Genomic DNA, 15,868 nt, shown 5'->3' on the forward strand with positions numbered 1-15,868 from the left:
ACGACTCTTATCAAGAGCGGCTGAGGGAATGTGCCCTATGAAGCCCGGCAACCGTCTTTACAGGAAAAGGTGCCAAATCACACGAAGCAGTATGTTTCGGAAGATGAGAGAAAGGAAACGTGAAAAACGCCTTTCTGTCATTATGACAGTCAGGCTTTTTTTGTGGAAAGGAAGTGATCCCGTGATTTTTATTGAGCAGGCAAAAAAAATATTTCAAACGAAGAATGGCCCGGTTAAAGCGGTCGATAATATAAATTTATCCATCCAGGAAGGCGAAATCTTTGGCATGATCGGCTACAGTGGCGCAGGTAAAAGTACATTGATCCGCATGCTGAACGGGCTTGAAACACCGACGGAAGGATCCGTAACCGTAGCGGGGCGGAAGATTTCAACAATCAAAGGATCTGAACTTCGGAAAGCACGTCAGGAAATCGGCATGATCTTCCAGCATTTTAACTTGCTGTGGTCGCGTACAGTACGCGAAAATATTGCATTTCCCCTTGAAATTGCCGGTGTGGGAAAAGCAGAGCGCATGAAGCGTGTAGATGAGTTGATTGAGCTCGTCGGCCTTCAAGGCCGCGGTGACTCATATCCATCACAGCTCTCCGGCGGTCAAAAACAGCGGGTCGGCATTGCCCGGGCACTTGCGAATGATCCAAAAGTGCTGCTTTGCGACGAAGCAACATCCGCTCTTGATCCGCAGACGACTGATTCAATTTTAGAGCTTCTTGTCGATATCAACCAGCGCCTCGGTTTAACGATCGTACTGATCACGCACGAAATGCACGTGATCCGAAAAATTTGTCACCGTGTAGCGGTAATGGAAAATGGAAATATTGTTGAACTAGGTCCTGTGCTCGATGTGTTCCGCCGTCCGGAGCAGCCGATTACAAAACGGTTCGTTCAGCAGGTGACTGAGCCGGAAGAATCAAAAGAAACCGTGCAGCACCTTCTTGCTGAGCATCCGGATGGTAAAATCGTTAAGCTTACATTCGTTGGTGTTTCGGCAGAGCAGCCGGTTGTAACGGAGCTTATTCGTTCCTTTAGCGTTGGGGTAAACATTTTGCAGGGGAAAATTTCGCAAACACAAAACGGTGCATATGGCACATTATTTGTTCAAATAACAGGCGAGTCGGCCGAGGTTGCCAAAGCGGTCGCCTTCTTAGATGCCCAGCAGGTTGATTCGGAGGTGATTGAGTATGATTGAACAATGGTTTCCGAATGTTGACTGGGAAAAAATGTGGGAAGCAACTTATGAAACGCTTTATATGACCGGTATTTCTGTTGTGATTACCTTTGTTTTAGGAATACTACTTGGACTGCTGCTGTTTCTAACATCAAAAGGACAGCTCTGGCAGAACAAAGCAGTGTATGGCATTACCGCTGTCATTGTCAATGTATTCCGTTCGATTCCCTTTATTATTTTGATTGTACTATTGATTCCATTTACAAAAGCATTGTTGGGAACCATCATTGGTGAAAATGCGGCACTGCCAGCTTTAATTATTGGAGCAGCACCGTTTTATGCGCGTATGGTTGAAATCGCCCTTCGCGAGATTGATAAAGGAGTCATAGAAGCAGCCCGTGCAATGGGGGCATCTACCTGGACGATCATCCGAAAAGTGTTAATTCCGGAATCACTGCCGGCTCTTGTGTCAGGCTTAACGGTGACGGCGATTGCGCTAGTCGGCTATACAGCAATGGCAGGTGTAATTGGGGCAGGTGGCCTTGGAAACCTTGCGTTTTTAGATGGATTTCAGCGCAGCCGTAATGATGTTACGATGATGGCGACCATTATTATTTTAATTATCGTGTTTATTATTCAGTTTATCGGCGATACGGCTGTTCGTAAGCTTGATAAACGTTAATAAAAATAAATAATGTTTCAGGAGGAATGTAACCATGAATAAAAAATGGCTTCTAAGCTTGCTAACAGCTGCCATTATGCTTGTACTTGCGGCTTGCGGCGGCGGGGACAAAGCAGAAGATAATGAATCAGCCTCAGGCGGTTCATCCGAAGAGGATAAAACAATCGTTGTTGGAGCATCCAACATACCGCATGCGGTAATCCTTGAACAGGCAAAGCCAATACTGGAAGAGAAGGGCTATGATCTGCAAATTGAAACATTCCAGGATTACATTTTGCCAAATACGGCGCTTGAAGAAGGCGACCTGGATGCAAACTATTTCCAGCATATTCCATACCTTGAGGCTCAGAAAAAAGAACACGGCTATGATTTCGTTAACGCAGGTGGTATTCATATCGAGCCAATCGGTGTTTATTCACAGAAATATAAAAGTCTGGATGAACTTCCAGATGGGGCAACCATTTTAATGAGTTCCTCTGTTGCAGATCATGGACGAATTTTAACGATGCTTGAAAAAGAAGGACTTATTACGTTAAAAGAAGGCGTTGTAAAAGAAGAAGCAACAATTGAGGACATCGCAGAAAACAAAAAGAATTTTAAATTTGATTATCAATATGAAGCTGCACTACTTCCGCAGATATATAATAGCGGAGAAGGCGACGCTGTTTTAATCAATTCCAATTACGCAATTGATGCAGGCTTAAACCCGCTTGAAGATTCAATTGCTGTTGAAGACAAAGAATCACCATACGTAAATGTCATCGCAGTTCGTTCTGGCGATGAAAATAAAGATAAGATCAAAGCACTTGTGGATGTATTGCATTCACAAGAAATTCAAGACTTTATTTTAAAAGAATGGGGCGGAGCAGTCGTTCCGGTAACAGAATAAAAAGGAAAAGCGTCCGGTGCCTGCCGGGCGCTTTTCTTTTGGTATACTTTTCGGATAATTGCGAATTCAAGAGAAAAAGGTTTATATTCTGAGATAGCGGCTATATAAAGGAGTAAATCGGAGCTCACCTGTTGTGAGTGGCATTAAAGCTGTTATACAGCTTTTGGCCTTCAGCCTGAATACTGCTATCATAAGTAGCGGAGTTGCATACAGGCTCTAAAAAAAACGAAAAGGATTGATTCCCCATTAGTAACTCACTTGATATGAAGTACACAGAAGGTATGGAGAAAGCCATGCATGCATCGCATGGTGTCGGCTATGCGGAGTACAATCAAAAGCATGAAGTGAGAATGGATATTGAGCAGCAGCGTGAGGAAGACTATCAGCAGTCAAGACGCATGGTTGCAGACTTTAACCGCAAATTTACGAACCACCTTTCATAATGGAAAAGCAGAAAAACCGGCAAAAAAGCCGGTTTTTCTGCTTTTATTTGAGAATACGACATGTAATCGTTTTCCTTGGTTGAATATAAATTTAATTTGTTATAAGATTGTAATGAGAATAAATTGAGAATAGACATAATCGGTTGTCTCGGCCGATGAATACGGAGGGTAAAAGATGTCACAATCAACGTTAACAATTAAAAATCTTCACGTCTCAATCGACGGGAAAGAAATTTTAAAAGGGGTAAACCTTGAAATTAAAGGCGGCGAGTTCCATGCGATCATGGGGCCGAACGGAACAGGGAAATCCACTCTTTCTTCCGCGATTATGGGGCACCCTAAATATGAAGTAACAGAAGGTTCGATCACGTTTGATGGTGAAGACGTGCTTGAAATGGAAGTAGATGAGCGCGCACGTGCCGGTCTTTTCCTTGCTATGCAGTACCCAAGCGAAATTACAGGCGTAACAAACGCTGAATTTCTGCGTTCAGCAGTAAATGCGCGCCGCGAAGAAGGCGATGAAATTTCCCTTATGAAATTTATTCGCAAAATGGACGCAAACATGGATGTTCTTGAAATGGATCAGGATATGGCACAGCGTTACTTAAACGAAGGATTCTCTGGCGGAGAGAAAAAGCGCAATGAAATTCTTCAATTAATGACAATTCAGCCGAAAATTGCGATCCTTGACGAGATTGACTCCGGTCTTGATATTGATGCATTAAAAGTCGTTTCAAAAGGCATCAATAACATGCGCGGCGAAGATTTTGGCTGCCTGATGATTACGCACTACCAGCGTCTTTTAAACTACATTACACCTGACTACGTCCATGTTATGATGCAGGGCAAAATCGTGAAATCCGGTGGAGCGGAGCTAGCGGAACGCCTGGAAGCAGAAGGTTATGACTGGATCAAGCAGGAACTTGGCATCGAAGACGAAACGGTACAGTAATCGTATAGGAGGAACGGACATGACAGAAACAAAATGGTCAGTTGACGAATCAGCAATCCGCGATTTTTCAGCTGCAAACAACGAACCAGAATGGCTGTTAAGCCTTCGTCTGGATGCGTTTAACAAAGCGGCAGATCTTCCGCTTCCAAAACCAGATAAAACGAAAATCGATAAATGGAATTTTACGGAGTTTGGCGCACATACTGTAAAAAGCGCAGCGTATACCGAGCTTACTCAGCTGCCGCAGTCTGCGCAGGCGGTTATTGGTGAAGAAACAGCTTCGCAAAACATTTATATACAGCGCAACAATACACCGTCTATTTTAAACGTATCAGATGAATTAAAAGAAGCTGGTGTCATTTTTACTGATTTTTCAACAGCCGCAAGAGAACACAGTGATGTTTTTCAAAAGTTCTTTATGCAGCAGGTTGTTAAAGCGGATGAGCATCAATTAACGGCTCTTCATGCAGCGCTTGTGAATGGCGGTGTATTCTTATACGTGCCAAAAAATGTTGAAATCAAAGAACCGATTCAAGCTGTTTTTATTCATGATGACGCGCAGGCAGCGCTATTCAACCATGTGGTAGTAGCAGCAGATGCAAACAGTAAGGTCACTTATGTAGAAAACTACATTTCCACAGTGAAAACAGAGCAGGGCGTAGCAAACATTATTACAGAAGTGATTGCCGGTGATAATGCACAGGTGTCATACGGTGCTGTGGACACACTGGCGGAAAACGTGACAACGTATGTGAACCGCCGGGGCATTACGTCTCCAAATGCGCGTATTGACTGGTCGCTTGGTATCATGAACGATGGTAACACCGTTTCTGAAAATGTAACGAACTTGATTGGTGACGGTTCATTTGCAGATACAAAAATGGTTGTAGTTGGACGTGGCAAGCAATCCTTGAACTTTACAACAAAAGTCGTTCATTTCGGTAAGCATACAGAAGGCTATATCTTGAAACACGGTGTGATGAAAGACGAAGCAAAATCGATTTTCAACGGAATCGGCAAAATCGAGCATGGAGCTTCAAAATCAAACGCTGAGCAGGAATCACGCGTTCTTATGCTAAGTGAAAAAGCGCGTGGCGATGCGAACCCGATTCTTCTCATTGATGAAGATGATGTAACAGCAGGACACGCTGCTTCTGTCGGCCGTGTGGACCCACTTCAGCTTTACTACTTAATGAGCCGCGGTATTACAAAGCAGGAAGCAGAACGCCTTGTTATCCATGGCTTCCTTGCACCTGTGGTAAACAACCTGCCAATTGAAAATGTGAAAAAACAATTAACAGGGGTTATTGAAAGGAAAGTTCGCCAATGAATGCGAAAGAACTGAAAAAGTACTTTCCCATTCTTGATCAGGAAGTAAACGGCCATCCACTCGTTTATCTTGACAGTGCGGCAACTTCGCAAAAGCCCGTTCAAGTCATTGAAGCACTTGAGCACTATTATCGTTATGCGAATTCAAATGTGCATCGCGGTGTTCACACACTCGGCAATCGGGCAACCGATTTGTACGAAGGGGCGCGTGAAAAAGTGCGCAAGTTTATTAACGCGGCTTCTACAAAAGAAATTGTATTTCTACGTGGAACAACAACGGCATTAAATCTTGTTGCCCAGAGCTACGGGCGTGCGAACGTAAAAGAAGGCGACGAAATCGTCATTACAATGATGGAGCATCATTCGAATATCATTCCTTGGCAGCAGCTTGCAAAAGCAACAGGTGCTACATTAAAATACATCCCTCTACAGGAAGACGGAACGCTTTCTTTAGAGGATGTGCGAAAAACTGTTACACCGAACACAAAAATCGTATCGGTCATGATGGTATCGAATGTGCTTGGTACGATTAATCCGATTGCGGATATTACCAAAATCGCCCATGAAAATGGTGCGGTTATGGTAGTAGATGCGGCTCAGGCAGCTCCTCATATGAAGGTGGATGTAGCACAGCTTAATTGCGACTTTCTTGCTTTTTCCGGCCATAAAATGTGCGGTCCGACCGGCATTGGGGTATTGTATGGGAAACAAGCCCTTTTAGAGAAAATGGAGCCGATTGAATTTGGCGGAGAGATGATCGATTTTGTTGGCTTGTATGAATCAACGTGGAAAGAACTTCCGTGGAAGTTTGAAGGCGGTACACCGATTATCGCTGGAGCAATTGGGCTTGGTGCAGCAATCGACTTTTTAACAGAAGTCGGAATGGATGCGATTGAGCAGCATGAGCATAAGCTGGCTGCGTATGCAATGGATAAAGTAACAGAGATTCCCGGTATTTCTGTTTTCGGTCCGAAAAGAGGAAAAGACCGCGCAAGTGTGGTAACATTTAATTTGGATGATGTACATCCACACGATGTGGCAACGGTTTTAGACGCCGAAGGCATTGCGGTTCGCGCAGGACACCACTGTGCTCAGACATTAATGAAGTGGTGCAAGGTGTCTGCTACAGCACGTGCAAGCTTTTATTTGTACAATACAGAAGAAGATATCGACAGACTTGCGGCCAGTTTGTTAAAAACGAAGGAGTATTTCTCAGATGTCTTTTAATAACTTAGATCAGTTGTATCGTCAGGTAATTATGGATCATTATAAGAATCCGCGCAACAAAGGGGCCATTGAAGATGGCAGTGTAACGGTAGATATGAACAACCCGACATGCGGAGATCGGATTCATTTGACGATGAATGTAGAAGATGGAATTGTCACGGATGCGAAATTTGACGGCGAAGGCTGCTCGATTTCCATGGCGTCTGCTTCAATGATGACGCAGGCCATCAAAGGAAAAAACATGGAAGATGCCATTAAGCTGTCTCAAGTGTTTTCTGACATGATGCTTGGCAATGATTATCCGGATGATGTAGACCTTGATGATATTGAAGCGCTGCAGGGCGTTGCCAAATTTCCGGCCCGCATTAAATGTGCGACGCTGTCGTGGAAAGCGATGGAAAAAGGACTGCAGGATCAGAAATAAAGTACAGATGACGAATAAGTGAAAAAAAGCAGGCTGGGTGATCATCATGTTCACTCAGCCTGCACCAACAGGAGGAATGCAGCATGGCTAAAAAAGCCCCTGAAATTGGCGATTACAAGTATGGCTTCCATGACCGCGACGTATCGGTTTTTCGTTCAGAACGCGGATTGACGCCTGAAATCGTAAAAGAAATTTCAAAAATGAAAGAAGAACCACAATGGATGCTCGATTTCCGTTTGAAATCATTAGAGTATTTTTATAATATGCCGATGCCTCAATGGGGAGGCGATATGGCGTCTCTTAACTTTGATGAAATTACGTATTATGTAAAACCGTCTGAACGGTCAGAGAAATCATGGGATGAAGTACCGGACGAAATCAAGCAAACGTTTGACAAGCTTGGCATTCCGGAAGCAGAACAAAAGTATCTTGCAGGGGTTTCAGCACAGTACGAATCTGAGGTTGTATACCACAACATGAAAGAAGATTTGGAAGAGCTTGGAATTGTCTTTAAAGATACAGATTCTGCTTTGAAAGAAAACGAAGACATTTTCCGCAAGTACTGGGCGAAAATCATTCCGCCAACAGATAACAAATTTGCTGCACTAAATTCGGCTGTTTGGTCAGGCGGCTCATTCATCTATGTTCCACCGGGCGTGAAAGTGGATACGCCGCTTCAAGCGTATTTCCGCATCAACTCGGAAAACATGGGTCAGTTCGAGCGTACATTAATCATTGTCGATAAAGATGCAAGTGTACATTACGTTGAAGGCTGTACAGCTCCTGTTTACACAACAAACTCACTTCACTCAGCAGTTGTTGAAATTGCGATTGAAGCGGGAGGATACTGCCGTTATACAACGATTCAAAACTGGGCGAATAACGTATTCAACCTGGTAACGAAGCGTGCTGTTTGTGAAGAAAACGCAACAATGGAATGGGTAGATGGAAACATCGGCTCTAAACTGACAATGAAATATCCAGCTGTTATCTTAAAAGGTGAGGGTGCACGCGGTATGACACTGTCGATCGCTCTGGCCGGCAAAGGACAGCACCAGGATGCAGGGGCAAAAATGATTCACCTTGCACCAAATACATCATCTACAATCGTTTCTAAATCAATCTCGAAACAAGGCGGGAAAGTAACGTACCGTGGTATCGTTCACTTTGGCCGTAAAGCAGAAGGCGCCCGTTCAAATATCGAGTGCGATACGCTTATTATGGATAACAAATCAACGTCGGATACAATTCCATACAATGAAATTTTAAATGACAACATTTCTCTTGAGCATGAAGCAAAAGTATCAAAAGTGTCTGAAGAGCAATTGTTCTACTTGATGAGCCGCGGTATTTCAGAGGAAGAAGCAACTGAAATGATCGTTATGGGCTTTATCGAGCCATTTACAAAAGAATTGCCAATGGAATATGCTGTTGAAATGAACCGTCTCATTAAATTCGAAATGGAAGGTTCTATCGGTTAATTTCGAAGCAACCTTTATTTATAAGGCTTTTAACAGAAGGCGAGCTGTGGTAAATCAGCTGCATACCAGGAAATGGATCAGGTCCAATTGGATTTTGTTCTGAAGGGTGTGCGGCGAACTTATCCAGTTCGTCTTTTTCTATTTTTCAGCTACATTGAGATAAGCGGCTGAGGTTGTTTAAAACTTTGATTTCAAAGAGATTTGATATAAAATTTTTAGCAGAGAGCCAACAAATGACCATACATACTGGAGGGAATCCAATTGCCGCACTTAGTGATTCGGGGAGTATCGATTGAAGAAATGAAAAGAATCAGCAAGCCATTAGTAGAAGAGCTTGCAGAAATTTGTGAATGCGGGACAGATAATTTTACGTTCGAAGTGCCTCATTCCACATTTGTATTTGATGGAGAGGAGATTCCAGCCTTCCCGCTTATTGAAGTAAAATGGTTTGAACGCGGGCAGGAAAGCCGCGATCGCTTCGCTCAATCCGTTACAAGACATATCATGTCAACAGGTGCTGATGAAGTAGAGGTCGTGTTTATTCCTTTTTCCGAGCCTGCTTATTATATTAATGGTGAAAGAGTCGGAGAGTAAAGAAAGCATTGGTGAATGGAAGACCCGGGGACAGCTGCTTTTCCTATCGGCCTGGCAGCGTGTTACAACTATTCAAAGACCAAACTATCCAAGTGGTTTGGTCTTTTCTTAGTGTTGAAAAACAAAGAGGTAAAGAGAAAATTTGTTTTTTCAAAAAGGGTAGGTGGTGTGTTTCTTTTTTAGCTTGCCCGAAAGCCTCCCCCTTTTGAAAAACAGGGTTAGTGGGCTACGGACTGACGGCTGCGCTAACAGCAGGGGCGAACGATGAACCAGCTATCGCTTCGCGCTGTTCGTTTCATCCTGTCCGCTCGTCACGCGGGAGTCTGCGCCGGCAGCCCTCCGCCCATTATGCTTCTGAAAAGCAGAGAGGTTGAAAGGGTTTTTCTGTTCTTTCTAGCAAAGAAAGAGAAACACATTAGGCTTTACTGGCTGCCTTTCCTCCCCACAAAGGCGGCAGGCGCGGAGCGTAGACTCCTAAGGGACTAGCGGGACAGGTGAGCTCGACTTTGCTACGAAGTGACGAAGACGAGCTCACCGTCTGCCCCTTGGAAAGCGGAGCCCCGCGAATGCCGCTTCTTCTATACTTCGGCTAAGAACGGTTACTAAACATGGAGATTTTGAGAATGATTTAGCCGGACAATATTTCAATAAAATGCAAAGACCAAACTACCGACGTGGTTTGGTTCTTTTTATTGCTATGATAAAATGAAAAATGGATGTAAATAATGGAAAAGATGAGTAAGAGTCAATGAGAGCCAGAAAGGGTAATAAGAAATCATACTATAAATCGCTCTTTCAAAGAAGGAAAGCCGTTGAATGATAGGGAATACATTTTCGGAGAATGCGATCGTCTTTTTGAAAGGGAAAAGTTAAAATAAAAGAGCGGGCATTTAGGATGCTTGAAATTCACAGCCCTTCCTACATATGCTACACTCTTACTACGAGGTGATACGAGATGATTTATACAGGGGTAACCGGCTGGGGAGATCATGACACGCTTTATACGCAAGGAGTCGCTTCCCGTGATAAATTAACCGAGTATGCAGCGCATTTCCCGACCGTTGAGCTTGACTCCAGCTTTTATGCTGTGCAGCCGGAGCGCAACATGCGGAAATGGACAGAAGACACGCCAGACGGTTTTCGATTTGTGGTGAAAGCATACCAGGGAATGACCGGACATGAACGGGGCGAAATTCCGTTTGACTCGAAAGAAGAAATGTTTCACGCATTTAACTTATCCCTCACACCGATGCTTGAAACAGGAAAGCTTGCTATGGTCTTGTTTCAGTTTCCGCCCTGGTTCGACTGTACACGTGAGAACGTGACTTACATTCGATACTGCCGTGAGAAAATGGGAAACGTGCCGCTCGCAATAGAATTTCGAAATCAAACCTGGTATCAAGCCAGGTATTTTGATAAAACTATTTCTTTTTTAGAGCAGGAAAACTGGATTCATACGGTATGCGATGAGCCGCAGGCCGGTGAAGGGTCAATTCCTATTGTACTGCAGGCAACAAACAAGGAAAAAACACTTGTCCGTCTGCATGGACGGAACCGGGCAGGCTGGCGGAAAAATGGCCAGAAAAATTGGCGCAAAGTTCGCTATCTGTACCGTTATAATGAACATGAATTGCAGCAATGGGTAGAGTTTATAAACGAACTGGATAAGCAGTCCAAAGATGTATATGTGCTGTTTAATAACAATTCCGGTGGAGATGCGGCGGATAATGCCAAGCAGTTTTTAAAACTGGCAGATATTCAATATGATAATTTGGCTTCACGGCAACTGGATTTGTTTTAGGAGGCTAGTATGTAAGATGGAATGGATTCTTTTACTCGGCATCGGTCTGCTTGCAGCAGCAATCGGTGCCCTTGTTGGACTTGGCGGCGGGATTATCATCGTGCCGGCGCTGCTTTTTTTAGGCGGCACGGCACTGCTGGATCCTGTTTCCCCGCAAATAGCAGTAGGTACGTCGTCGGTTATCTTAATTGTTACCGGCTTATCTTCGACTCTTGCTTATATGAAACAGAAAAAAGTGGATTATAAATTAGGCTTTATTTTATTCGTTGGCAGCGCACCCGGGAGTTTGTTTGGAGCCTGGGCCAACAAAGGGCTGAACACGGAGCAGTTCAGTTTGTTTTTTGGCTTATTCATGGTATTTATGTCTTTTGTGCTTATGCTGAAAAACCGGGCAAAGCCGCTGTTTGGATCCCGCGGTATCACCCGGACATTCATAGATAATGAAGGAACACATACATATTCCATTGAGCCGATTACAGGAACGATCGCTTCATTTGTCGTCGGTTTTTTAGGCGGTTTGTTTGGGATTGGCGGCGGTTCCCTTATGGTGCCCGCCATGATTATGCTGTTTGCGGTACCGCCGCACGTAGCGGTTGCCACATCGATGCTGCTTATTTTTTTATCGGCCGGTGTGTCGAGCATTACGCATCTATATCTTGGAAACGTCAACTGGCTTTATGTCGCGGCGCTAGTACCTGGTGCCTGGTTCGGGGCAAAGCTCGGTGCCTGGCTCAATGCCCGGCTGGCATCCCAGACAGTTGTCATCATGCTCCGGCTCGTTTTGATTTTGGTCGGTGTCCGCTTGATCTGGCAGGGCATTCATTAAAGGTGGAGTGAACATGGAAAAAACAATACATATTTATCATACGAATGATTTACACAGCCATTTTGAAAATTGGCCGAGAATTGCCCAATTTTTAAAGGAGAGACGGCAGCTGCATCAATCAGCAGGAGAATTTTCTTTTGCTTTTGATATTGGCGATCATGTAGATCGGGCTCACCCGTTAACCGAAGGAACGCTTGGGTCTTTTAACATTGATTTATTAAATGAATCTCAATTTGACGCAGCGGCAATTGGCAATAACGAAGGCATCACAATGCCGAATGAAGCATTAAACCGGCTGTATGAACGGGCGCGCTTTCCGATCGTTTGCGCCAACTTGTTTGAAAAAAATGGAGAAACCCGGCCGGACTGGGTAGTGCCGCATACATTTTTTAAAGCTGGTGACACAACCATTGCTGTTACTTCTGCAACGGCCCAGTACACAGCATTTTACGAGCTTTTAGATTGGTGTGTTACGCTCCCGGTCGATGAGCTGAAGCGGCAAATTGCGATGCTGAAAAAAAGAGCTGATATTGTCATTGTACTGTCGCACCTTGGTATGTACGATGATGAAAAACTGGCTGAGGAAACAGAAGCAGATGTGATTCTTGGTGGACATACCCATCATACATTTCATGAAGGAAAAGAAGTAAACGGAACGCTGATGGCAGCAGCTGGAAAGTATGGTTACTTTATAGGTCATGTAGAAGTGGATATTGATGCGGATGGCCGTGTCACTGCCAATCGGGCACGTGTGTATGAAACCAGCCGGTCCCTTGTGCCGCCTGCAGACGAAGCAAAGCAGCTGGCCCGCTTTGAAGAGCAGGGGAAAAAAGCGCTGTCGGTGCCGGTGGTCCATCTTCAAAAAGAACTTTGGAGTGATTGGTTCAGGCCATCACCACTGCCTCAAATGCTGGCGGAAGCACTGACAGACTGGTGCGAAGCCGACTGCTCCTTTTTAAACTCAGGCGTAGTGCTAGGGAACTTGCCGGCAGGGGACATTTCCAAATATGATCTGCACAAGCTGCTTCCCCATCCGATTAATCCGTGCTTAATCGAACTTACAGGGGCAGAACTATCTGAAGTGCTGCGCCAAACGTGCGACGAAAAATGGCCGCACCTGCAAATCAAAGGACTCGGTTTTCGCGGCAGCGTCATGGGGCAATTTGTGTACGACCGGATCACCATTGATAAGCCGAATGTTTTCATTAACGGTGCACCTGTTGACTTAAAGCGAACATACAAGCTTGCTACACTTGATATGTTTACATATGGCCACTACTTCGTTGAACTGCACCGGGCCTCGTCAAAACGTTATTTTATGCCCGAGTTTTTACGAGATATTATGGAGTGGAAGCTTTTGCAACTATAAGCCTTCTTTCCCGCATACAATGCGGAAAAGGAGGTTTTTTTATGCGCAGGCGCAGGAAATGGAAAAGCCGTGCTTCGTCATCGGGCCGCCGCCGCTTCCTAACAGTCCTCATTTTATTTATAGGTGTCATCATCTTTGTTCTTTGGCTGATTAACCGAAACATTCAGCCGGTCATCTTGAACTTCGCCGAGGCACAAACCAATAAAATCGCCTCTATGGTTCTGCAAAAAGCAATCAGTGAAGAAATTACAGAAAATCTCAATATAAAGGATATTATGACAACAGAAAAAGGCGAAGGCGGATCAACGACCTTTAATGCAGAAGTAATCAACCGGGTGCTTGCCGAAGTCACCGATCTTGCTGAAGAAAATTTAGATCAAGCCGAAGCAGGGAACTTAACAGAGCTGCAAGAAATTTCAGGTGTTGAAATTGATGCAGAAGAAACAAAGCGGGCACAGGGAATCGCTTATACCATCCCGCTCGGTCAAATCACAAACAATGCCATTCTTGGTAATCTCGGGCCGCGTATTCCGATTCGGTTTCACGCCATTGGGGATGTAACGTCAAATGTTAAAACAAAAGTAGAGCCATTTGGCATTAATTCCGCTTATGTTGAAGTGTACATTGAACTGGAAGTCAGCGTAGAAGTTATCGTTCCGTTTGCGGTCGATACAACAGTCGTTAAACAAACTCTTCCTGTAGCCATGGGTCTTGTTCATGGAACAGTACCAAATTATTATAACCCTGATTCAATCACTGCACCGTCGAAATAACAAAGAGTAGAAAAAGTTTGTATTTTTTGATACAATATTGACGATATGAAGTATGAAGGCAATGCAGCCCATAAGCCATTGCTTTTTTTTATTGTAAAAAATGGAGGAGAAACACTTTTGGAAAACACAATTTTTTCACTTTTACCGCCGGCTCTGGCAATCGTGATGGTGATCTTAACACGCCGTGTGCTTTTGTCGCTTGGTGTTGGAATTATAGCAGCAGCCCTTTTGCTTGCTGATTTTAAAATTGGGAAAACCCTTTCAATCACCTGGGGAGCATTATCTGGTAATGTGTACACAAGAACAGACGGGGCATTTGAATGGAGTGAATGGAATTTATATATTATTTTCTTTTTACTCATTCTAGGTATTATTACAGCGTTTATTACGATTTCAGGTGGCAGCCGCGCTTTTGGAGAATGGGCTGTTACACGCGTTAAGTCACGCACCGGTGCTCAAATAATGGCTGCCTTACTTGGTATTTTGATTTTTATTGATGACTACTTTAATGCACTTGCAGTCGGCCAGGTTTCACGGCCTATTACCGACCGTCATCGCATTTCACGTGCCAAGCTTGCTTATATTATTGATTCGACATCTGCTCCAGTTTGCGTAGTAGCGCCGGTCTCAAGCTGGGGTGCTTATATCATAGGACTGATCGGCACTATTTTAACTGCCCATCAAGTAACGGATATCACTGCTTTCTCGGCGTTTATGCAAATGATTCCGATGAATTATTACGTTTGGGCGGCGCTTGGAATGGTTTTTCTTGTAGCGGTATTAAACCGGGATTTTGGTCCAATGAAAAAGCATGAAAATCACGCTAATCAAACAGGGGAAGTGGTATTCAGCGGGCGTGAGATTCCTGGTGAGCTAAAAGAAGATTTGCCGGTGAGTGACCGCGGCACGATCGGCGGACTTGTCTGGCCGATTGTAGCATTGATTATCGGGACAGTCGCAGCTATGCTTTTTACAGGCTCCAGAGCGGCAGGCGAAGGCGCAGATATTTTTGCTATTTTTGAAAACACAGATGTAGCAAAATCATTGTTTATTGGTGGCATCATTGGGCTTATTACAGCATTAGTGGTTTTTGCACGCCAGGCCACTGTATTCCCTGAAGGAGCCGGCGCTGTATTAGGAAAAGGGATAGTCGAAGGTATTAAGTCTATGCTTCCCGCTGTATATATTTTATTTTTAGCGTGGACGATCGTTGCGCTGATTGGTGAGCTTGAAACAGGCACGTATTTAGCCGGCCTTGTAGAAAAATCTGACCTGAATATTGGCTTGTTGCCGATGATTTTATTTGTGACAGCTGGCATTATGGCTTTTGCAACGGGAACAAGCTGGGGATCGTTTGGGATTCTTCTTCCGATTGCCGGTGAAATTGCAGCGGCAACGGATATGTCGCTTTTACTGCCGGCCCTGGCAGCCGTTTTAGCGGGCGCTGTATTCGGCGATCACTGCTCGCCCATTTCAGATACAACAATTCTTTCATCAACCGGGGCAGGAAGCAACCATATCGACCATGTAATGACACAAATTCCATATGCACTCGTATCCGCTTTAGCAGCGGCAGCGGGTTATCTTGTGCTCGGTTTTACGGAAAATACATTTCTTGGACTTGCTGTGACGATTCTTTTACTAGCTATGTTTGCTTTTATTTTAAAAAGAAAAAAGTAGTTTTTTTAGAAGAAAGACCTGTATATGGAAAATATGCAGGCTTTTCTTATTGCGAAAGCGAATTTATTTAAAATTTACTGAATTATTCTAAGAAAACAATAAAAAAGATATTTACGAATATTATTAAGAAGATTATAATAAATAAAGTCTTCAGAAATTATCTGAAAATACGAAAATTTTGCATGTTTTGCATATTCAAGGAGGTCCATTTA

At 44.0% G+C, this 15,868-nt stretch carries 15 protein-coding genes and 1 riboswitch; all 15 genes read left to right on the plus strand.

What is annotated here, in order from left to right; translation table 11 throughout:
* The first annotated feature begins 4 nt into the window (after positions 1–4).
* Positions 5–110, plus strand: a riboswitch (SAM riboswitch).
* Between the two features lie 32 nt (positions 111–142).
* The 15 genes from VP97_RS02970 (at position 143) to VP97_RS03040 (ending at position 15,656) form a co-directional block, all read left to right on the plus strand.
* On the plus strand, positions 143–1,207 hold the full coding sequence (locus tag VP97_RS02970; RefSeq protein ID WP_425388436.1) for a methionine ABC transporter ATP-binding protein: 1,065 nt from the start codon (positions 143–145) through the stop codon (positions 1,205–1,207).
* Positions 1,200–1,868 (plus strand): methionine ABC transporter permease, encoded by a 669-nt coding sequence (locus VP97_RS02975; RefSeq protein ID WP_050180170.1) that lies wholly within the window; start codon positions 1,200–1,202, stop codon positions 1,866–1,868. The genes VP97_RS02970 and VP97_RS02975 overlap by 8 nt, the downstream gene beginning before the upstream one ends.
* A 34-nt stretch (positions 1,869–1,902) precedes the next feature.
* A complete protein-coding gene (locus VP97_RS02980) occupies positions 1,903–2,757 on the plus strand; it encodes a MetQ/NlpA family ABC transporter substrate-binding protein (RefSeq protein ID WP_050180171.1) in 855 nt (284 codons plus the stop codon).
* Between the two features lie 281 nt (positions 2,758–3,038).
* Positions 3,039–3,200: a YuzK family famiily protein gene (locus VP97_RS23135; protein WP_245629815.1), complete on the plus strand. Its 162-nt coding sequence runs from the start codon at positions 3,039–3,041 to the stop codon at positions 3,198–3,200.
* 175 nt (positions 3,201–3,375) lie between these two features.
* Positions 3,376–4,152 carry a Fe-S cluster assembly ATPase SufC gene (gene sufC / locus VP97_RS02985; RefSeq protein ID WP_050180172.1) on the plus strand — a complete coding sequence of 259 codons (777 nt, stop codon included), beginning with the start codon at positions 3,376–3,378 and terminating at the stop codon, positions 4,150–4,152.
* Positions 4,153–4,171: 19 nt separating this feature from the next.
* Positions 4,172–5,482 carry a Fe-S cluster assembly protein SufD gene (sufD, locus tag VP97_RS02990; RefSeq protein WP_050180173.1) on the plus strand — a complete coding sequence of 437 codons (1,311 nt, stop codon included), beginning with the start codon at positions 4,172–4,174 and terminating at the stop codon, positions 5,480–5,482.
* A complete protein-coding gene (locus tag VP97_RS02995) occupies positions 5,479–6,708 on the plus strand; it encodes a cysteine desulfurase (protein ID WP_050180174.1) in 1,230 nt (409 codons plus the stop codon). Before sufD ends, VP97_RS02995 begins: the two co-directional genes overlap by 4 nt.
* Positions 6,698–7,132, plus strand: coding sequence for a Fe-S cluster assembly sulfur transfer protein SufU (gene sufU / locus VP97_RS03000; RefSeq protein ID WP_050180175.1), 435 nt, complete (start codon positions 6,698–6,700; stop codon positions 7,130–7,132). The genes VP97_RS02995 and sufU overlap by 11 nt, the downstream gene beginning before the upstream one ends.
* 83 nt (positions 7,133–7,215) lie before the next feature.
* Positions 7,216–8,613, plus strand: a complete 1,398-nt coding sequence (sufB, locus tag VP97_RS03005; protein ID WP_050180176.1) for a Fe-S cluster assembly protein SufB — start codon at positions 7,216–7,218, stop codon at positions 8,611–8,613.
* A 261-nt stretch (positions 8,614–8,874) separates the two neighbouring features.
* Positions 8,875–9,207 (plus strand): DUF1904 family protein, encoded by a 333-nt coding sequence (locus tag VP97_RS03010; RefSeq protein WP_050180177.1) that lies wholly within the window; start codon positions 8,875–8,877, stop codon positions 9,205–9,207.
* Positions 9,208–10,162: 955 nt separating this feature from the next.
* Positions 10,163–11,008 carry a DUF72 domain-containing protein gene (locus VP97_RS03020; RefSeq protein WP_050180179.1) on the plus strand — a complete coding sequence of 282 codons (846 nt, stop codon included), beginning with the start codon at positions 10,163–10,165 and terminating at the stop codon, positions 11,006–11,008.
* 16 nt (positions 11,009–11,024) lie between these two features.
* Positions 11,025–11,834 (plus strand): sulfite exporter TauE/SafE family protein, encoded by an 810-nt coding sequence (locus VP97_RS03025; protein ID WP_050180180.1) that lies wholly within the window; start codon positions 11,025–11,027, stop codon positions 11,832–11,834.
* Positions 11,835–11,847: 13 nt separating this feature from the next.
* On the plus strand, positions 11,848–13,203 hold the full coding sequence (locus VP97_RS03030) for a bifunctional metallophosphatase/5'-nucleotidase (RefSeq protein WP_050180181.1): 1,356 nt from the start codon (positions 11,848–11,850) through the stop codon (positions 13,201–13,203).
* Positions 13,204–13,244: 41 nt separating this feature from the next.
* Positions 13,245–13,976: a sporulation protein YunB gene (yunB, locus tag VP97_RS03035; protein WP_050180182.1), complete on the plus strand. Its 732-nt coding sequence runs from the start codon at positions 13,245–13,247 to the stop codon at positions 13,974–13,976.
* A gap of 117 nt (positions 13,977–14,093) precedes the next feature.
* Positions 14,094–15,656 (plus strand): Na+/H+ antiporter NhaC family protein, encoded by a 1,563-nt coding sequence (locus VP97_RS03040; RefSeq protein ID WP_050180210.1) that lies wholly within the window; start codon positions 14,094–14,096, stop codon positions 15,654–15,656.
* The last annotated feature ends 212 nt before the right edge of the window (positions 15,657–15,868 follow it).

It is taken from the genome of Domibacillus robiginosus, assembly GCF_000966195.1.
GTDB lineage: Bacteria > Bacillota > Bacilli > Bacillales > Domibacillaceae > Domibacillus > Domibacillus robiginosus.